The following is a 19,088-nucleotide window of genomic DNA, read 5'->3' as shown; positions in this document are numbered from 1 at the left end:
GCGGTTCGCGGAACCGGAGACACGCATGCAGGATCACGCCGACACCATCACCGAGGCCCGGTCCAACCGCCGCGTCGCGCTGCTGATCGCGGCGATGGCCCTGGCGCTCGCCCTCACCGAGGTGGCCGGCGACGACGCCAAGACCGAGGCGCAGATCAGGAACGTCGAGAGCGCCAATCTCTGGGCCTTCTTCCAGGCCAAGACGGTGCGGCAGACCATGCTGCGCGGCCTGTCGGACATGCTGCCGGTGCTGGAGGCCGGGGACGGCCGCGAGGCCGATGCCGCGCGGCTGCTGGAACGCTGGCAGGCCAGCATCCAGCGCTGGGAGTCCGAGCCCGAGACCAACGAGGGGCGGCGCGAGCTGATGGCGCGCGCCAAGCAGGCCGAGGCGGCGCGGGACGAGGCGATGTGGCGGGACAGCCGGTTCGACACCGCCTCCGCCGCCCTGCAGGTCGGCATCGTCGTCGCCTCGGCGGCGATCATCACCGGGACGGGCGCGCTGATCTGGGCGGGCGCGGCGCTGGGCGCGGCGGGCGCCCTGCTCTCCCTCACCACCGTCCTCGGGGTGGGCTGAGCGGCCCGGGGAGAAGACCGTCCCCCCGGCCTGGCCTACCCCGCCAGCACCCGCCGCGGCGCGAACCACGCCGCGGCGGTCTCGGACGCCGGGGCCGGGCGGCCGAACAGCCAGCCCTGCACCTCCATCTCCGCCTGCGGCTCCAGCGCCCGTTCCAGCGCCGCGGCCTGGCTGGCGGTCTCCACCCCCTCCGCCGTCACCGCCATGCCGAGGCTGCCGCACAGCGCCAGGATCGCCCGCATGATCGCCGCGCTGTCCTGCCGCCGGCCGGGATCCTCTGCATCGAGGTCCTCGACGAAGGAGCGGTCGATCTTCACCCGGTCGAAGGGGAAGCGGCGCAGGTAGCCGAGCGAGGAGTAGCCGGTGCCGAAATCGTCCATGGCGATGCCGATGCCCAAGCCCTGCAGCCCGCGCAGCGTTGCCAGCGTCGCCTCGGTGTCGTGCAGCATCGCCGATTCGGTGATCTCCAGCTCCAGCCGTTCCGGCGCCAGGCCGGAGTCGCGCAGCGCATCCGCCACCATCGCCACCAGCCCGCCGGCGGTGATCTGCGCCGGTGAAAGGTTCACCGCGATCCTGGCCGCCGGCGCCCCCTGGCCGGGCCAGGAAGCCGCCTCGGCGCAGGCACGGCGCAGCACCCATTCGCCGAGCGGCAGGATCAGCCCGCATTCCTCGGCGAGCGGGATGAAGTCGGCCGGCGAGACCAGGCCGCGTTCCGGGTGGCGCCAGCGGACCAGCGCCTCGAAGCCACAGAGGATGCGGCTCCGCAGGTCGAGCTTGGGCTGGTAGAAGACCTCGAACTCCCCCCGGCAGGCGCAGGCGGCGCCGAGCGCCGGCCGGCAATTGTCCAGCGCCCGCCGCAGGTCGAGCTCAAGGCTGAGCCGCGTCTGCATCCGCGCATCCATCGCCGGTTCGAAGAACCGCCAGCCCGCCTGCACGCCGTCCTTGGCGCGGCGCAGGGCGAAGCCGGCATGGCGCAGCAGCGTGTCCGGCGCGTCGCCGTCGGCCGGCGCAATGGCGATGCCGATGCTGGCGCCCACCACCACCTCCCGCCCCGGCAGGTCGAAGGGCTGGGCCAGCGTCTCCAGCACCTGGCGCGCCAGGGCGGTGGCGTCCTGCGGCTGCGGCATGCCGGCACACAGGATGGCGAAGCGGTCGCCGCCGATCCGGGCGACGGTGTCGGTCGGCTGCACGCAGCGCAACAGCCGCCGCGCCACCCCCTGCAGCACCGCATCGCCGCCGGCCTGGCCGAGCACGTCGTTCAACGGGCTGAAGCGGCGCAGGTCGAGGCAGAGCACCGCGGTGCTGCCGCCCTGCTGGCGGAGGCCGGCAAGCGCCTGGCCGAGCCGGTCGATCAGCAAGCTGCGGTTGGCCAGCCCGGTGAGCGCGTCGTGATGCGCCATATGCTCGATCCGCGCCTCGGCCTGCAGCCGTTCGCGCATGTCTCGCAGGGCGAGCACCGGGCGTGGCCCGGCCTCGGTCTCCAGCAGGCCGGCGCGCACCTCGACCGGCAGCGGGCCGCCGGCGGTTGCCAGCAGGGCGGTGACGGTGCGTTGCCGCGCCTCGGCCAGCACCCCTTCGATCGTCGCGGCGCCTGGGGTGGCGTTTCGCACCAGCAGGGCGCCGAGCGGCAGGCCAACCGGCGCCTGGCCCAGCATCTCCGCCAGGCGGCGGTTGCAATCGGCGATGCGCAGATCGGCGGTGAGGATGGCGATGCCTTCGAAGCTGGCCTCGGCCAGGTCATGCAGCCGGGTCGCCGCCGCCCGGCTGGCCGCTTCGCGCAGTCGGGCCCGCACCGTCACCACCGTGGCGCCGGCCAGCAGCACCGCCACGGTGCTGCCGCCGACCAGCACCGCCAGCCAGTCCCGGCCGAGCGTCGCGGCCGGGACGGCGATGCCGCCATCCGGCGAGATGTGCATCGCCAGCATGCCACCAAGATGCACCGTGACCACCGCGCCGGCGAGCAGCCCGGCCGCGGCCAGGCGGGCAGGCCGGCCGGGGCGCGGCGCCAGGGCCAGCGCCGCCAGTCCGAGCGCCACGCCGCCGAGCAGCGAGGCGAGCACCAGCGGCGCGTCGAATTCAAGCCGGCCCGGCAGCCGCAGCGCCGCCATGCCGAGGTAGTGCATGCCGCCGATGCCGAGCCCGATGATGGCGCCGCCGGACCGGGCAAGCCCGGCCGGTCGGGCCAGGTGGCAGGCGAAGCCGAGCACCGCCGCCGCCATCATCAGGCCGAGCGAGGCCAGAGTCGGCCAGGGCGCGAAGGCCACCGGCAGCCCCGGATCATAGGCCAGCATGCCAAGGAAATGCGTCGCCCAGGCGCCTTCCCCGAAGGCGGCGCCGGCGAGGCCGAGCCAGAACAGCCGCGGCCCTGGCCGGGCCAGCATCGCCCGGTCGAGCAGGCCAAGCGCCGCCAGGCTGGCGAGCAGGCAAACGCCGGCCGCGACGGCAAGGAGCGCCCCGTCATGGGTCTCCGCCAGGCAACCGATCACGCGTAGCATCCAAATTCCTTCGGGCGAGCGGTGCGGGGAGCGTTTCGACTAGTAGTTGAACATTGCCAGTAAAAGCACGCAATCAAACAAACAAAAGAGCCTGGGAACCCCTGGCATATTGTACTCATGCTGAGTGCATCGCCCGGATGAATGCGATGAAGCCCGAGCACGACCGCCCCAGTTCGCCAGGGTTGGTCCGCGGCTGGCGGCCGCTGCCGGGCCTCGCGGGTCAGGACGGGGCGGGTGGTCGCGCCGCTCGTGGCGGCCTGCGTCCGGGGCGGCACGCGGCACCGCCGGCGCTGCCGAAGCCTGGCGTGCCGGCGCACCACCTCCCCGCACGCGACAGCCATGTCCGGCCGCCACGGCACGCTCCGCCGCAGCGGGCCGGCACTACCCAGAAGCACCGCGGCCCAGCCATGCCCCGCATCGTGGGCCGCGACGCTGTTGGAGGACGGCACGCCGCACAGGCCGCGCCGCCGGGGAAGCACATGCCCTCCGACCACCTCGGCCCGATCAGGCGGCGGGGGCTACTGGCGCATGGCGCGCTGGTTGACGCACTGCCGCGCCCGCCGCCAGGATCGCCATGGGGGAGACGCATCATGGCCAATACGCGCAACCTGCTGATCGTCGGCGCCAGCGGCGCTGCGGCGATGCGGGTGACGGAACAGGCGCTGGCCGATCCGGGCCTCGCCGTCACCGGCCTGTCGCGCCGCGTGCCGGAGGGCGCCGGCGACTGGATCGCCGCCGACCTGACCGATGCGGCCGGCCTGAAGCGCGCGCTGGCGACACGGCCGGAGATCAGCCATGTCGTCTATGCGTCGCGCGCTCCCTTCGGCGAGGGCGGGGTCGAGGACGTCCCCGGCAACCTGGCCATGCTGCGCAACCTGCTGGATGCGGCGGAAGCCAGCCTGCCGCGCTTCGCCCACATCCACATGGTGCATGGCGGCAAGTGGTACGGCGTGCATATCGGCCCGCTGCGCACCCCGGCGCGGGAGGACGCGCCGCGCCACATGCCGCCGAATTTCTACTACGACCAGCAGGACCTGGTCGCCGCGCGGCAGCAGGGCAGGGATTGGTCCTGGAGCGCGAGCCGCCCCGGCTTCGTGGTGGACGTGGCGCCGGGCCGGGCGCGCAACATGGTCTCGACGCTCGGCGCCTATGCGGCGATCTGCCGCGAACTGCGGGTGCCCTTCGACTTCCCCGGCAAGCCCGGCACCTGGGAGGCGCTGCACGACGTGACCGATGCGTCGCTGCTGGCAGAGGGCGTGCTGTGGATGCTGGGCGAGCCGCGCGCCGCCAACCGCGCCTTCAACATCACCAACGGCGACTGCTTCCGCTGGTGCGACCTGTGGCCATACCTGGCGGCGCAATTCGGCGTGGACTGCGGCGTGGTCCGGCCGATGTCGATGCCGCGCTGGATGGCCGACAAGGCACCCGTGTGGGAGGCGATCCGCGCCCGGCACGGCCTGGCCCTGCCGATCGGGCAGGTGGCGAACTGGGACTTCGCCGATTTCTTCCTCGGGATGGACTACGACATCATCCTGTCGACCACCGCGGCGCGCAGCGCCGGCTTCACCGGCTTCGTCGACAGCTGGGCGATGTTCGCGGCGCAGATCGAGGGCTATCGCGCGGCGCGGGTGCTGCCGCGGTGAAGGTCGGGGGAAAAGTGTTCCCTCCCCCAAACATCAATGTCCCCCTTGGCCTTCCTTCTTGTGGGTTGGCACCCGCCGCGCGGCAGGTGCCAAGCCCGGAGAAACAGAGGGGGGGGCCAGGGAGGATACTTCCTCCCTGGCCTTGCCTTCTATTCGCGCAGCAGCGGCGCCTCCGTCCGCGCCTGCAATTCGTCGAAGCCCAGCCCGGCGACCATGTCGAGCACGACGAAGCCGCGCGGCGTCACGTCCAGCACCGCGAGGTTGGTATAGACCCGGCTGACGCAGGCCGCCGCGGTCAACGGGTAGCTGCAGCGCGGCAGGATGCGCGCGCCGCCGTCCTTGGTGGTGTGTTCCATCACCACCCAGACCCGCTTGGCGCCCACGGCAAGGTCCATCGCGCCGCCGATCTGCTTGCCGGCCTCGTTCGCCGAATGCGCCCAATTCGCCAGGTCGCCGTTGGCCGCCACCTGGAAGCCGCCGAGCACGCACAGATCGAGATGCCCGCCGCGGACGATGGCGAAGCTGTCGGCATGGTGGAAATAGCTGCCGCCCGGCCTTAGGCTGACGCGCTGCGAGCTGGCGTTCACCAACCAGGGGTTCTGCTTGTGCGGCTCCGGCGCCGCGGCGACGCCCAGGATGCCGTTCTCGGAATGCACCACCACCTCGCGGTCCGCGGGGATGTGGTCCGCCACCAGGGTCGGGATGCCGATGCCGAGGTTGACGTACCAGCCTTCCGGGATGTCCTGCGCCACCCGCGCCGCCATGCCGGTGCGGCCGAGCGGCCTGTAGCCCTGCGTCGTATCGTTCATCGCCCTTCTCCCGTCAGCGCGTCAGCTTCGGATCGCCGGCCGCGACATGCAGCACGCGATCGACGAAGATGCCCGGGGTGACGATCTCGTTCGCCGGCAGCTGGCCCACGTCGCAGACATGGTGCGTCTGCACCACCGTCAGGGCGCCGGCCATGGCCATGATCGGGTTGAAGTTGCGGCTGGCGTCGCGGAAGACGAGGTTGCCCCAGCGGTCGGCCATCCAGGCCTCCACCAGCGCGACGTCGCCTTGCAGCGCTTCCTCCAGGATGCAGGGGCGGCCGTTGTAGGTCCGCACCTCCTTGCCTTCCGCGACCAGCGTGCCGGCGCCGGTCGGCGTGTAGAAGGCCGGCACGCCGGCGCCGGCGGCGCGGATGCGCTCGGCCAGCGTGCCCTGCGGCACCACCTCGGCCTGCATCCTGCCGTCGCGCACCCATTCGCCGGCGACGCTCTGCGCCCGGACGAAACTGGTGATCACCTTCCGCACACGGCCGAGCTCGATCAGCCGGGCGATGCCGACCGACGCTTGGCCGGGCACGCGCACGCGGCCGGCGGAGTTGATGACGATGGTGAGGTCGCCGGCGCCCTGCTCGATCAGCCCGTCGAGCAGCGCGTTCGGCATGCCGACATCGCCGAAGCCGGCGATCAGCACGGTGGCGCCGTCGCGGACGCCGTCCAGGGCCTCCGCCATCGAGCGCACGAATTTGTCGATCATTCGCGGACGGTTCCCTTTGTGCCTGCTCTAGCGGCCTTGCCCGGAGTGTAGCCGCAGCTTCGCCGCAAGGGCCAGTGCCGGGGGTGGCGCGCCGCGCGCCGGGGTGGTTGACTGCCGCCGGGCGCGCGCAGACGCGCCGAGGGAGAGGAACAGATGGCCCGCAGTCCCTGGCCGGCCGGGATCCCGCGCCGCACCGCGCTCGCCCTGGGCGCCGGCCTCGCCGCGCCGGCGCTGGTGCGGGCGCAGGCGCGTTTCCCCGACCGGCCGATCCGCCTGGTGGTGCCCTTCGGCGCCGGCGGCAACCTCGACACCCTGGCCCGCATCCTGATCCCCGGCGTCGCCGAACGGCTCGGCCAGCCCATCGTCATCGAGAACCGTGCCGGCGCCGGCGGCAACATCGGCACCGAACTCGTCGCCCGCGCGGCGCCGGACGGCTACACCCTGCTGCTGGGCTCGAATGGCGCGCTGACCATCAATCCGCTGATCATGGAACGCGTGCCCTACGACCCGGCGAAGGATTTCGCCCCGGTCTGCCTCTGTTTCCGCACGCCGCAGGTCCTGGTGGTGAGCCCGAAGCTGCCGGTGAAGACGCTGGCCGAGTTCATCGCCCATGCCAAGGCGCGGCCCGGCCAGCTGCAATGCGGCTCGGCCGGCAGCGGCACGTCGAACCACCTCAACATCGAGCTGCTGAACGCGGCGACCGGCATCGGCCTGGTGCATGTGCCCTACCGGTCCAGCGGTGCCGCGACGCCCGACCTGCTGAACGGTGCGCTGGCCTCGTCCATGGAGCAGATCACCACCGCCTTGCCGCTGCATCGCGACGGGCAGTTGCCGATCATCGCCGCCGCGCTGCCGCGGCCCCTGCCGCTGCTGCCGGAGGTCCCGATCCTGGCCGAGGCCGGCGTGCCGGATGGCGGCCTGGTGTCCTTCATCGGCATCCTGGTGCCGTCCGGCACGCCGGAGCGCATCGTCGGCACCCTGCAGGCGGCCTTCGCCGCGGCGCTGGACGAGCCCGGGCTGCGGGCGCGGATCGAGGAGACCGGCAGCCTGATGGCCGAGCCGGCGACGACAAGGCCCGAGGGCTTCGCCGCGCTGATCCGCAGGGAAGCGGAACTGCCCCGCCGCGCCGCCGCCGCGGCCGGGATGCTGGTGCGATGATGCGGCGCCGTTCCCTCCTGCTCGCCGTGCCGTCGCTGCTGGCGGCGCGGTCGGGCGCCGCCCAGGCCTGGCCGACGCGGTCGATCAGCTGGATCGTGCCCTTCCCGCCCGGCGGCATCACCGACACCTCGGCGCGGCTGGTGGCACAGGGGCTGGGCACGCAGCTCGGCCAGCCGGTGGTGGTGGAGAACCGCCCCGGCGCCGGCGGCAGCATCGGGACGGAGGCCGCGGCGCGTGCCGCGCCGGACGGCTATACCATCCTCTACGGCACGCAGGGGACGCTGGCGACCAACCCGGTGCTCTACAAGGGCACGCGCTACGACCCGCTGCGCGACTTCGTCCCCCTGCACGGCCTGACGCAGACGCCGCTGCTGCTCCTGTGTCATCCCGGCCGGCCCTTCCGCGACCTCGGCGCGCTGATCGCCCTGGCGAAGCAGCGGCCGGGCGAGCTGACCTTCGCCACCTCCGGCGTCGGCACCGGCACGCATATGGCGGCCGAGCTGTTCCAGGGGGAGGCTGGCGTCAGGCTGACGCATGTGCCCTACCAGGGCAGCGCGCCGGCGCTGAACGACCTGGTCGCCGGCCGCGTCGACATCATGTTCGACTACCTGGTCGCCACGCGCGGCCATATCGAGGGCGACCGCCTGCGCCCGCTGGCGACCACCGGCCCGGCGCGGCTGCCGGTGCTGCCGGAAGTGCCATCGATCGCCGAGGCCGGGCTGCCCGGCGCGGTGACCGACAGCTGGTCCGCCATCATCGCGCCCGCGGCGATTCCGGCGCCGGTGGCGGCGCGGCTGACGGCCGGGCTGGCGGCGGCGATGGCGGAGCCGCGCGTGGTGCAGGCGCTGGCGGCCGGCGGCAGCACGCCGCTGATGCTCTCCGGCGCGCCGCTGCAGGAATTCGTGGGACGCGAGATCATCCGCTGGCGCGGCGTCGTCGAACGCTCCGGTGCTGCGGCCGGATAAGGGAAGGGACGAAGCGATGAGCGAGCGCGACGTGGTGCGGTTCGAGGTCGAGGACGGCATCGGGATCATCACCATCGACAACCCGCCGGTGAATGCGCTGGGCGCCGGCGTCTCGGACGGCATCGTCGCCGCGGTGGACCGTGGCGTGGCGGACCCGGCGGTGCGCGCCATGGTGCTGATCGGCGCCGGCCGCAGCTTCATCGCCGGCGCCGATATCCGCCGCTTCGGCACCAAGCGGGAGGCGCCGGCGCGGCGCAGCTACGACGCGCTGGAGGGCAGCACCAAGCCGGTGGTCGCCGCCATCCACGGCTATGCGCTGGGCGGCGGCCTGGAGAATGCGCTGTGCTGCACCTGGCGCATCGCTGTACCCGGCGCCAAGGTCGGGCTGCCGGAGGTGCTGATCGGCATCATCCCCGGCGGCGGCGGCACCCAGCGGCTGCCGCGGCTGATCGGGCCGAAGCCGGCGCTGGAGATGATCGGCACGGGGCGGCACGTGCCGGCGCCGGAGGCCAAGGCGCTGGGCATCGTCGACGAGCTTGTCGACGGCGACCTGCGCGGCGAGGCAGTGGCGTTCGCAAAGCGCATCGCCGATAAGCCGCTGCGCCGGATCGGCGAGATGCCGCCGCCGGCGGCCGAGCCGGGCATGTTCGACGCCGCGCGCAAGGCCATTGCCCGCAAGGCGCGCAACCAGCAGGCGCCCTATAGCGCCATCGCGGCGGTCGAGGCGGCGACCAGGCTGCCCTTCGCCGAGGGAATCGCCGAGGAGAAGCGGCTGTTCGGCGCGCTGGAGAATTCGGACGAGGCCCGCGCACTGCGCTACGCCTTCTTCGCCGAGCGCGAGGTGGCCAAGCTGCCGCACCTGCCGAAGGACATCGCCACGCCCGAGATCCGCAGCATCGCGGTGATCGGCGCCGGCACCATGGGCGGCGGCATCGCCATGAGCTGCGCCGATGCCGGGCTGCCGGTGAAGCTGCTGGACGCCTCGGCCGAGACCCTGACGCGCGGCCTGGCCCGCATCCGCGACAACTACGCCGTCAGCGTCAGGCGCGGCAGCCTGGACCAGGCTTGGATGGACCGGCGCCTGGCGCTGATCGAGCCGGTCGAGGGCTACGAGGCCATCGCCGACTGCGACGCGGTGATCGAGGCGGTGTTCGAGCAGCTCGAGGTCAAGCAGGCGGTCTTCGCCGAGCTGGACCGGGTGATGAAGCCGGGCGCGTTGCTGTTCAGCAACACCTCGGCGATCGACATCGACAGGATCGCGGGTGCGACGAAGCGGCCCGAGGCGGTGGCGGGGACGCATTTCTTCGCCCCGGCCAACGTGATGAAATTGTTCGAGGTGGTGGAGGGCACGCAGACCGCGCCGGCAACCATGGCGGCGGCGATGAAGCTCGGCCGCGCCATCGGCAAGATCAGTGCCTATGCCGGCAATTGCGACGGCTTCGTCGCCAATCGCAGCCGCATCCCCTTCACCATGGAACAGAACCTGATGGTGGAGGAAGGCGCGCTGCCGGAGCAGATCGACCGCGTCATGGTCGAGTTCGGCTACCCCATGGGCCCCTTCGCGGTGAACGACCTCTCCGGCCTCGACGTCAGCTACCAGACAAGGCGGCGGCGGCTGGCGGAGGACCCGAACTACCGCATGCTGCCCATCCCCGACCGCCTGGTGGAGCTGGGCCGCAAGGGCCAGAAGGCCGGCGCCGGCTGGTACCGCTACGATCCCGGCGACCGCACGCCGCATCCGGACCCGGAGGTGCACCGGATCATCAAGAAGGTCGCGGCGGAGAAGGGCATCGCCCAGCGCGAATTTTCCGACGAGGAGGTGCTGCAGCGCCTGCTGTTCGGCTCGCTCAACGAGGCCTGCAAGATGATCGAGGAGGGCAAGGCGCTGCGCGCCAGCGACATCGACGTGATGTGGCTGAGCGGCTTCGGCTTTCCGCGCTATCGTGGCGGCCTGATGTTCTGGGCGGACGGCATCGGGGCGCAGGCCGTCTACAACCAGATCGCCGCCTGGCACCAGCGCTACGGCGCGCGCTGGGCGCCGGCCCCGCTGCTGCGCCAGGTCGCCGAGCAGGGCGGCCAGTTCCGCGAATTGAAGGCGCCGAAGCTGCGCTAGCCTGCGATCGTCCTGCGTGGACACACGCAGGGCGTGAATCTCCGGCTCGAAGATTTGGAGGAGAACGGACCATGGACCTGCGATTCACCCCCGAGGAGACCGCCTTCCGCGAGGAAGTCCGCGGCTTCATCCGGGACAACCTGCCGGCCGAGATCCGCGAGCGGATGCGGCTCGGCTACCCGCCGCGCAAGCAGGACACCATCGCCTGGATGCGTATCCTCAACGCGCAGGGCTGGGCGGCCTTCTCCTGGCCGAAGGAGTATGGCGGCCCGGGCTGGACCGCGATCCAGCGGATGATCTTCCTCGAGGAGAACCTCTCGGCCCCGGCGCCGGAGATGCTGTCCTTCAACATCACCATGCTCGGCCCGGTGCTGATCCAGTTCGGCACCGAGGCGCAGAAGAACCACTTCCTGCCGCGCGCCCGGAACCTCGACGACTGGTGGTGCCAGGGCTTCTCCGAGCCCGGCGCCGGGTCCGACCTCGCCAGCCTGCGCACCGCGGCGAAGCGGGACGGCGACCACTACGTCGTCAACGGCCAGAAGATCTGGACCAGCACGGCGCACAACGCCGACTGGTGCTTCTGCCTGGTGCGCACCGACCCCACGGCGGCGAAGCGGCAGGAGGGAATCTCCTTCCTGCTGATCGACATGAAGACGCCGGGGATCGAGGTGCGGCCGATCATCTCGATCGACGGCAGCCACCACCTGAACGAGGTCTTCTTCACCGACGTGCGCGTGCCGGTGGCAAACCTGGTCGGCGAGGAGAACAAGGGCTGGAGCGTCGCCAAGTACCTGCTGGGCAACGAGCGCACCGGCATCGCCCGGCTCGGCAAGTCGAAGGAACGCGTGCGCTACGCGAAGGAGGTGGCGCGCGAGGTGCGGATGAACGGCAAGCCGCTGATCGAGGATCGCAACTTCCGCGCCCGCGTCGCCCAGATCGAGGTCGACATGAAGGCGCTGGAGATCACCCAGCTTCGCGTCGTCTCGGCCTTCGCCAAGGCCGGCGGCAACCGGCCGGACCCGCTCTCCTCGGTGCTGAAGATCAAGGGGACGGAGCTGCTGCAGGCGAGCAGCGAGCTGGTGATGGATGTCGGCGGGCCGCAGGCCATGCCGGTCTGGCAGCAGGAGCTGGCGGCCTTCGCCAACGAGCCCGCCATCGGCCCGGAATGGGCGCCGCAGATGGCGCCGGCCTATCTCATGCTGCGGGCCGCCTCGATCTATGGCGGCACCAACGAGATCCAGAAGAACATCCTGAACAAAGCGGTGCTGGGGCTGTAATGGACTTCGATCTCACCGACGACCAGCGCCTGCTGGGCGACAGCGTCACCCGCCTGCTGGCGGCCGAATACGGCTTCGAGCAGCGCAAGGCCCTGCTGAAGACCCCGGCGGGCTACAGCGAGAAGCTCTGGAGCCAGTATGCCGAGCTCGGCCTGCTCGGCCTGCCGATCCCCGAGGATTACGGCGGCTTCGGCGGCGGCCCGGTCGATGTCATGCTGCTGATGCAGGCCTTCGGCCGGCACCTGGTGCTGGAGCCTTACCTCGCCACCGTGGTGCTGGGCGTCACCGCGCTGCGCCTGGCCGGCACCGAGGCGCAGCAGGGCGAGATCCTGCCGGAGGTCGCCGCCGGCAGCATGAAGCTCGCCTTCGCGCATTACGAGCGGCAGGCGCGCTACGACCTGACCGACATCCTGACCACGGCGAAGCCCAGTGCCGAGGGCTTCGTGCTGGAAGGCGCCAAAAGCGTCGTGCTGCACGGCGACTGCGCCGACCGGCTGATCGTCTCGGCCCGCACCTCGGGCGGCCGGGACGATATCGAGGGCATCTCGCTCTTCCTGGTGGATGCCAAGGCACCGGGCCTGGCACGGCGCGGCTACACGCTGCGCGACGGAACGCGGGCGGCGGAGCTTTCCCTCAGCGGCGTCCGGGTGCCGCGCGACGCGCTGCTGGGCGAGCGCGACCACGCCCTGCCGGTGATCGAGCGGGTGGTCGAGGCCGGCATCGCCGCCACCGGCGCCGAGGTGATCGGCACCATGGAGGCGATGCAGGCCATGACGCTCGATTACCTCAAGACCCGCCAGCAATTCGGCAAGCCGATCGGCGACAACCAGGCGCTGCAGCACCGCGCGGCGGAGATGCTGGTGGCGATGGAACAGGGCCGCTCGATGGCCATGCTGGCGACCATGTCGCTGGAGGAGGAGGATGCGGCCGAGCGCGCCCGCAGCATCTCCATGGCCAAGGTCGGCATCGGCCAGGCCGGGCGCTTCGTGTCGCAGAACGCGGTGCAGCTGCATGGCGGGATCGGCATGACGGAGGAATACGCCGTCGGCCATTTCTTCCGCCGGGTGATGGTGATCGAGCACATGTTCGGCGATACTGCGACGCATCTGGACCGGCTGGCCGACCAGGTTGCCTGAGGGAGTTCCACGCATGCGTCTCGATGAATCCGCGAAGGGCGTCTATGTCATCGCGCCGACGCCCTTCCACGACGATGGCCGGATCGACGAGGCCAGCACCGACCGCATGACCGACTTCTTCCTCGAAGCCGGCTGCGAGGGCATGACCATCCTCGGCGTGATGGGCGAGGCGCCGAAGCTGGACCAGGCGGAGTCGCTGGCGATCAGCCGGCGGATCATCAAGCGGGCGGGGGAGGCGAAGATCATCGTCGGCGTCTCCGCCCCCGGTTTCGCTGCCATGCGGGCGCTGGCGCGGGGCTCGATGGAGGCAGGTGCGGCCGGCGTGATGATCGCGCCGCCCAGCACGCTGCGCACCGACGACCAGATCACCGGCTACTATGCCCAGGCGGTGCAGGCGATCGGTACCGACGTCCCCTTCGTCTTGCAGGACTACCCGCTGCTCTTCCAGGTGCAGATGACGCCCGGCGTCATCCGCCGCATCGTCCAGGACAACCCTTCCTGCGTCATGCTGAAGCACGAGGACTGGCCGGGCCTCGAGAAGATCAGCACCTTGCGCGGCTACACCGCGGAAGGCTCGATGCGGCCTATCTCCATCCTCTGCGGCAATGGCGGCCTGTTCCTGGATTTCGAGATGGAGCGCGGCGCCGACGGCGCGATGACCGGCTATGCCTTCCCCGACATGCTGGTCGACCTCGTGCGGCTCTCGGCAGCCGGCGAGCGCGACGCGGCGCATGACCTGTTCGACGCGCATCTGCCGCTGATCCGGTATGAGCAGCAATTCGGCCTCGGCCTCGCGGTGCGGAAATACGTGCTGGCGCGGCGCGGCATCATCGGCTCCGCCGCACAGCGCGCGCCGGGCGGCAAGCTCGGCGCGAAGGCGGTGGCGGAGGTCGAGTACCTGCTGGCGCGGCTCGGCCGCACCGATGCGCGGGCGCGGCTGGCGCCGGCCTGACGCGCGGCATGGTCACCGCGGGAATCGTCGGCCTGGGCTGGTGGGGAGGCATGCTGCTCGAAGCGGCCCGGGACCTGCCCGGGCTCCGCTTCGTCCATGGCGTGGCGCGGCATGCCGCGGCCGGCGCCCCGGTTGCCGCGCAATACGGCCTGCGCTTCTCCACCAGCCTGGATGCCATGCTGGCCGACCCCGGGGTGCAGGCCGTGGTGCTCGCCACGCCGCATAGCGCGCATCTGGCGCAGATCCGGGCCGTGGCGGCGGCCGGGCGGCCGGTCTTCTGCGAGAAGCCGCTGACCCTGACGCGCGCCGAGGCCGTCGCCGCGGTCGAGGCCTGCCGTGCCGCCGGCGTGCCGCTGGCGATCGGCCACAACCGTCGCTTCCTGCCGACCATCCAGGCGATGAAGGCGATCATCGCCGAGGGCCGGCTTGGCCGCCTGCTGCACATCGAGGGCCATTCGAGCAACCTGAACTCGTCGCAGAATTTCGCGCCCTGGCGGGCCGACCCGGCGGAATCGCCGGCCGGCGGGCTGACCGGCACCGGCGTGCACGTGCTGGACGCCTTCACCAACCTGGTCGGCCCGGCGCGCCGGGTCTTGACGCAGCTGACCGTGCAGAAGCCGGCGCCGGGCGCGCTCGACAGCCTCTCGGTCCTGCTGGAATTCGCCAGCGGCATCTCCGGCACGCTGGCCGCGGTGCGGGCGACGCCGCGCTACTGGCGGGTCCATGTCTTCGGCGACCGCGCCAGCGTCGAGACGGTGAGCGACACCGAGATCATCCTGCGGCAGGACGGGCGGGAGCCCGAGCGCATCGGCTTCGCCCCGGTCGACACGCTGCGCGCCGAGCTGGCGGCCTTCGCCGCAGCGGCGGCGGGCGGCACGCCCTATCCGCTGCCGCCCGAGGAGGCGGTGGCGACGGTCGCCTGCTTCGAGGCGATCGTGCGCTCGGTCGCCGCCGGCGGCGCGCCGGTGGCGGTCTGATCAGCCCAGCGCGCCGGCCGCTCGCAGCCGCGCGATCTCCGACGGGGCATGGCCCAACTCGGCCAGGATCGCGTCGGTATCGGCGCCGGGCGCCGGCGGCGGGGTGGCCGGCGCCTTGACCTCGCCATCGATATGCAGCGGGCTGTCCACGGTCCAGCCGCCGGCGGCGGTCGGCCTGATGGCGCCGGTGGCGCGGGCCTGGGGCGAGGCCGCGGCCTCCTGCGTCGTCGTCACCGCGTCGAAGGTCAGGCCGGCGGCATCCAGCAGCGGACGCCATTCGTCCAGGTCGCGCGCGGCGAAGGCCTCGTCCATCAAGGCGATCAGCGCCCGCGCATGCTCCCGCCGCAGCGGCTGGGTGGCGAAGCGCGGGTCGGTGCCCCAGGCCGGGTCGCCCAACACCCGCAGCAGCGCCGGCCATTGCCGCGGCTCGTTCAGCAGCGCCAGCAGGAACCATCGGCCGCAGCCGGCCCGGTACAGGTTGCCCAGCGCATTGGGGGCCTGGTCGCGCGGCGGGCGGGGGATGAAGCGGGCGCCGTCCAGCGCCGCCTGCACCATGAAGCCGTTCGACCAGAGCCCGGCCTCCAGCAGCGCGACATGCACGAAGCCGCCCTGGCCCGTGCGTTCGCGCCGGTACAGCGCGGTGACGATCGCGCCGTAGAGCGCCATCCCGGTCGGGTGGTCGCCCATCCCGGCGACGGAGCGGCCCGGCGCCGCGCCGGCATCGGCCCGCACCAGGTCCATCAGCCCGCTGCGCGCCCAATAGGCGGTGGCATCGAAACCGGTCTTGTCGGCTTCCGGCCCGCACTCTCCATAGGCGGTCAGCGCGGCGTAGATCAGCCGCGGGTTGATGGCCGCCAGCGCCTCGGGCGCGATGCCGAGCCCGGGGCGCAGGCGGGGAACCGCATTCGTGACGAAGACATCGGTGGTGGCGACCAGCCGGTGCAGCACGGTCTGTGCTTCCGGCCGCTTCAGGTCGAGCATCAGGCCGCGCTTGCCGCGGTTGTCCAGCACCCATGGGTAGTCGGTCTCGCCGCGCGGCTGGCCGGGCGCGCTGGCCAGGGCGCGGTAGGCGTCGCCGCCCGGCGGCTCCAGCTTGATCACCTCGGCGCCGAAATCGCCGAGGATGGTGGCGGCCGAGGGGCCGGCGACATAGCTGGCGGCGTCGATCACCCGCAGCCCGCTGAAGATCCCGGTCATCGGTGTTTTTCCCGTTGCTGTGGCAGGCAGGAAAGCTTGGGGAGGGACAAGCATTCCCTCCCCGAACGTGAGTGTCCCTTTGGCTTTCTTCTTCCGAGCCGCACCGGCCGCGCGGCGGATGCCAAGCCGCCAAGATGGAGGTGGGTCCAGGAGCGATACTTCCTCCCCAGCCTTCCTGTGCTGCGCAACCAGCGCCTAGCCGGTGCTGCCCTGCGAGATGCCGACCGGCGCCGCGGTCCGCCCGCCGTCCACCACGTACTGCGCCCCGGTGATGTTGCTGGCGAGGCCGCTGCACAGGAACAGCACCAGGTTTGCCACCTCCTCCGCCGTGCCGTAGCGGCGCAGCGGCAGGCCGGCCGAGTAGCGTTCCTCCACGCTGTCCGGGTTGTTGGGGGAGACCTGCCGGGCGATGTCCTGCACCATGCGGGTGGCGATCGGCCCGGGGCAGACGGCGTTCACCCGGATGCCGGACTTGCCGACCTCGGCCGCTGCCACCTTGGTCAGCCCGATCACCGCATGCTTGGACGCGACATAGGCCGGCATCCCCGCGGTGCCGACCAGCCCGGCGATGGACGCCGTGTTCACCACCGCGCCGCTCTCCTGGCGGATCATCACCGGCAGCACGTGGCGCAGGCCGAGGAAGACTCCCTTGACGTTGACGCCCATCACCGCGTCGAACATCGCCTCTTCGTACTCGGCAGTCGGCGCCACCTTGCCCTCGATGCCGGCGTTGTTGTGGAAGCAGTCGATGGCCCCGAAGGTGTCGAGCGCCGCCTGCACATAGGCCTGCACATCCGCCGCCCGGGTCACGTCGGCGGCGCGGAAGATGGTGGCGCGGCCAAGCTCGGCGGCCAGTGCCGTGCCGGCCTCCGCATCGCGGTCGACGATGACAACCCTGGCGCCGCGCTGCACGAAGCCGCGCACGACGGCCGCGCCGATCCCGTTGGCACCACCGGTGACGATGGCGACCTTGCCGTTGAAGTCCATGGTTCGCTCCTCCCCCGCGTGTCGCCGCGGTAGGCCGCCATGCTGGCCGCAGCCGGCGGGCAGGACAACACCCGGATCGGTGGGCGCCGCGGCGAGGCACCGGGTGGATGCTGGCCGGGCCGGCTGTGCGCCCGTCGCCGAGACTGGCCACCAGGCGCAATTCAGGGTTACGCGCCGTCCACCTTTGCGCGGGGCGGACGCGTCGCAGCGGCGCCTGGGGCGCCAGCCCGGACCGTCCTGTCCGCAAAGGTTTCATCGAACTCTGTCCGCCGCCGCAGAATTTTTCCGCAGGAAATTCCACGCCGTTCCGCATCCGCGCGCATTGCCTGGCTGTAACCCGTCCGGTGGGAAGAAGCCCATCGATCGGGAGAGAGAGCTCGCATGGCTTGGACGAATTTCGATTTCGGGACGATCGCCTCGTGGTTCCACAAGGCCGGGAACCCGCTTGCCGAGGCATGGCGCGGCCGCGACAACGTCGCGCAGGTCGATGTCGCGCGGGACACGGCGACGGAACGGGACCTGGGCAAGGGTGACGACGTCGTCCTGGTCAAGGGCACCGACGGCCAGGTCCGCCTGACCTTCACCAGCGCCGAGGTCGGCAACGGCAGCGCCGTCGATGCCAACAGCATGGCCAATCAGGATGGCGGCCTCGCGGTCCGCCTGCAGGCCGAGGACGGCGCCGATGGCCTCGCCGGTGCGGTGAGCCGCTTCGACGACGAGGGCATCAGCTTCAAGGCCGCGACCCCCGGCCTGACCTTCGACGTGCGTGACCTGGTCGCCGGCACCCAGCGCGGCGACCAGTTCGACGTGGTCAGCCTGGGCACCGCCGGCGACGACCGCTTCGATGAATCCGGCAGCCGCGATGCCTATTACATCAATGCCGGGATGGGCAACGACAGCATCACCGGCGGCCGCGGCGACGACTTCCTGGTCGGCGGCGCCGGCGACGACCGGCTGAAGGGTGGCCGCGGCGACGATTCGCTGCTCGGCGGCGCGGGCGACGACGTCGCGGTCTTCCGGCCCATGCGCGACGGGACGGACACGACCGACCTCGGCGCCGGCGACGACACGGTGCTGGTGAAGCACGGCCATATCGACCAGGTCCGGCTGACCTTCACCAGCGCCGAGGTCGGCAACGGCAGCGCCAACGACGCCGGCACCCTGGCCAACCAGGATGGCGGGCTGGCCGTGCGGCTGCAGGCGGAGGACGGCGCGGACGGGCTGGCCGGCCCGGTCAGCCGCTTCGACGACGAGGGCATCACCTTCACCGCGGCCCAGGGCGGCAGCTTCGACGTGCGCGACCTGGTCGCCGGCACCCAGCGTGGCGACCGGTTCGAGGTGGTCCAACTGGGGACCTCGGCTGGCGACACCATCGACCTCGGCGGCCAGCACCGGCCGGCCTATGTCAATGCCGGCATGGGCGACGACGCCGTCACCGGCGGGGCCGGCCGCGACTTCCTGGTCGGCGGCGCCGGCGGGGACAGCCTCGACGGCGGCGCGGGGCAGGACTCCCTGCTCGGTGGCGGCGGCGCCGACACCTTCGTCTTCGGCGCCCACGAATCCACGCCGGACAGCATCCTCGACTTCGTCGCGGGCGAGGACACCATCCTGCTCGATTCCACGGTCTTCACCGGGCTCGCCACCGGGGCGCTCGACGCCGGGGCCTTCGCCCTGCTGTCGGATGCCGAAGCCGCGGACGACCGCATCCTGTACGATGCGGATAGCGGGGGGCTGTTCTTCGACGCGGACGGCGGCGGGCGCGATGACCTTGTCAACTTCGCCGTGCTGACCACCCGGCCCGCCGGCCTGGCGGCGTCGGACTTCGTCATCGGCTAGCCCCGGGCTGCCTGGTGACAGGGCGCTGCGGCGGTGCCGCGTTCACCTTCGAACGCCAACCGCTGCGGCGTGGGCGCCGGACGGCCAGTGTCGCCGGCAGGTGATGGCGCCTTGGTCGCCATGACCCGCCGGGACGCGATCCTGCCGTCGGCCTCCCGTCGCCGGGATGCGGCGGGGCGCGCTGCGCCGGCAGGAGCATGATGCGTTCGGCTTCGCGCACGCATCATGCTCCCGCATCCGTTTGGTCGCGCGATTCA

The 19,088-nt window shown here is 72.0% G+C and carries 15 protein-coding genes; 10 read left to right on the top strand and 5 right to left on the bottom strand.

The annotated features are described in order from the left end of the window. Nucleotides 1–25: 25 nt before the first annotated feature. A complete protein-coding gene (locus tag ACFQS7_RS23075) occupies nt 26–574 on the top strand; it encodes a DUF4337 domain-containing protein (protein WP_380069495.1) in 549 nt (182 codons plus the stop codon). 35 nt (nt 575–609) lie between these two features. Here ACFQS7_RS23075 and ACFQS7_RS23070 read toward each other — a convergent pair whose 3' ends face one another. Next, complete coding sequence (locus tag ACFQS7_RS23070; RefSeq protein ID WP_380069494.1) at nt 610–3,069, bottom strand: EAL domain-containing protein; 2,460 nt, start codon at nt 3,067–3,069, stop codon at nt 610–612. Nucleotides 3,070–3,659: 590 nt separating this feature from the next. On the opposite strand from ACFQS7_RS23070, the gene ACFQS7_RS23065 reads away from it, so the two are divergent. Beyond that, entirely contained in the window at nt 3,660–4,712 is a 1,053-nt protein-coding gene (locus ACFQS7_RS23065; RefSeq protein WP_380069493.1) for an SDR family oxidoreductase, read from the top strand. Between the two features lie 149 nt (nt 4,713–4,861). On the opposite strand, the gene ACFQS7_RS23060 is transcribed toward ACFQS7_RS23065, so the two are convergent. Further along, nucleotides 4,862–5,521: a 3-oxoacid CoA-transferase subunit B gene (locus ACFQS7_RS23060; protein ID WP_380069492.1), complete on the bottom strand. Its 660-nt coding sequence runs from the start codon at nt 5,519–5,521 to the stop codon at nt 4,862–4,864. Between the two features lie 13 nt (nt 5,522–5,534). Continuing rightward, a complete protein-coding gene (locus tag ACFQS7_RS23055) occupies nt 5,535–6,233 on the bottom strand; it encodes a CoA transferase subunit A (protein ID WP_380069491.1) in 699 nt (232 codons plus the stop codon). Between the two features lie 153 nt (nt 6,234–6,386). Between ACFQS7_RS23055 and ACFQS7_RS23050 the strand changes: the two genes are divergently transcribed. The 7 genes from ACFQS7_RS23050 (at nt 6,387) to ACFQS7_RS23020 (ending at nt 14,811) form a co-directional block, all read left to right on the top strand. Beyond that, nucleotides 6,387–7,391, top strand: coding sequence for a Bug family tripartite tricarboxylate transporter substrate binding protein (locus ACFQS7_RS23050; RefSeq protein ID WP_380069490.1), 1,005 nt, complete (start codon nt 6,387–6,389; stop codon nt 7,389–7,391). Beyond that, on the top strand, nt 7,388–8,356 hold the full coding sequence (locus ACFQS7_RS23045) for a Bug family tripartite tricarboxylate transporter substrate binding protein (RefSeq protein ID WP_380069489.1): 969 nt from the start codon (nt 7,388–7,390) through the stop codon (nt 8,354–8,356). Before ACFQS7_RS23050 ends, ACFQS7_RS23045 begins: the two co-directional genes overlap by 4 nt. A gap of 16 nt (nt 8,357–8,372) precedes the next feature. Then, on the top strand, nt 8,373–10,469 hold the full coding sequence (locus tag ACFQS7_RS23040; protein ID WP_380069488.1) for a 3-hydroxyacyl-CoA dehydrogenase NAD-binding domain-containing protein: 2,097 nt from the start codon (nt 8,373–8,375) through the stop codon (nt 10,467–10,469). Between the two features lie 71 nt (nt 10,470–10,540). Further along, nucleotides 10,541–11,746 (top strand): acyl-CoA dehydrogenase family protein, encoded by a 1,206-nt coding sequence (locus ACFQS7_RS23035; RefSeq protein WP_380069487.1) that lies wholly within the window; start codon nt 10,541–10,543, stop codon nt 11,744–11,746. Beyond that, nucleotides 11,746–12,882, top strand: a complete 1,137-nt coding sequence (locus ACFQS7_RS23030) for an acyl-CoA dehydrogenase family protein (RefSeq protein WP_380069486.1) — start codon at nt 11,746–11,748, stop codon at nt 12,880–12,882. The genes ACFQS7_RS23035 and ACFQS7_RS23030 overlap by 1 nt, the downstream gene beginning before the upstream one ends. A gap of 13 nt (nt 12,883–12,895) precedes the next feature. Continuing rightward, entirely contained in the window at nt 12,896–13,834 is a 939-nt protein-coding gene (locus ACFQS7_RS23025) for a dihydrodipicolinate synthase family protein (protein ID WP_380069485.1), read from the top strand. 8 nt (nt 13,835–13,842) lie between these two features. After that, the gene (locus tag ACFQS7_RS23020) at nt 13,843–14,811 is read left to right on the top strand and encodes a Gfo/Idh/MocA family protein (protein ID WP_380069484.1); all 969 of its coding nucleotides are present in this window, start codon (nt 13,843–13,845) and stop codon (nt 14,809–14,811) included. On the opposite strand, the gene ACFQS7_RS23015 is transcribed toward ACFQS7_RS23020, so the two are convergent. Further along, a complete protein-coding gene (locus ACFQS7_RS23015) occupies nt 14,812–16,008 on the bottom strand; it encodes a CaiB/BaiF CoA transferase family protein (protein ID WP_380069483.1) in 1,197 nt (398 codons plus the stop codon). Nucleotides 16,009–16,203: 195 nt separating this feature from the next. Next, the gene (locus ACFQS7_RS23010; RefSeq protein ID WP_380069482.1) at nt 16,204–16,995 is read right to left on the bottom strand and encodes an SDR family NAD(P)-dependent oxidoreductase; all 792 of its coding nucleotides are present in this window, start codon (nt 16,993–16,995) and stop codon (nt 16,204–16,206) included. A 381-nt stretch (nt 16,996–17,376) separates the two neighbouring features. On the opposite strand from ACFQS7_RS23010, the gene ACFQS7_RS23005 reads away from it, so the two are divergent. Then, complete coding sequence (locus tag ACFQS7_RS23005; RefSeq protein WP_380069481.1) at nt 17,377–18,831, top strand: calcium-binding protein; 1,455 nt, start codon at nt 17,377–17,379, stop codon at nt 18,829–18,831. The last annotated feature ends 257 nt before the right edge of the window (nt 18,832–19,088 follow it).

Origin of the sequence: Dankookia sp. GCM10030260 (assembly GCF_042666655.1) — a bacterium.
GTDB lineage: Bacteria > Pseudomonadota > Alphaproteobacteria > Acetobacterales > Acetobacteraceae > Paracraurococcus.
This window is presented reverse-complemented; position numbering and strand designations above follow the sequence as displayed.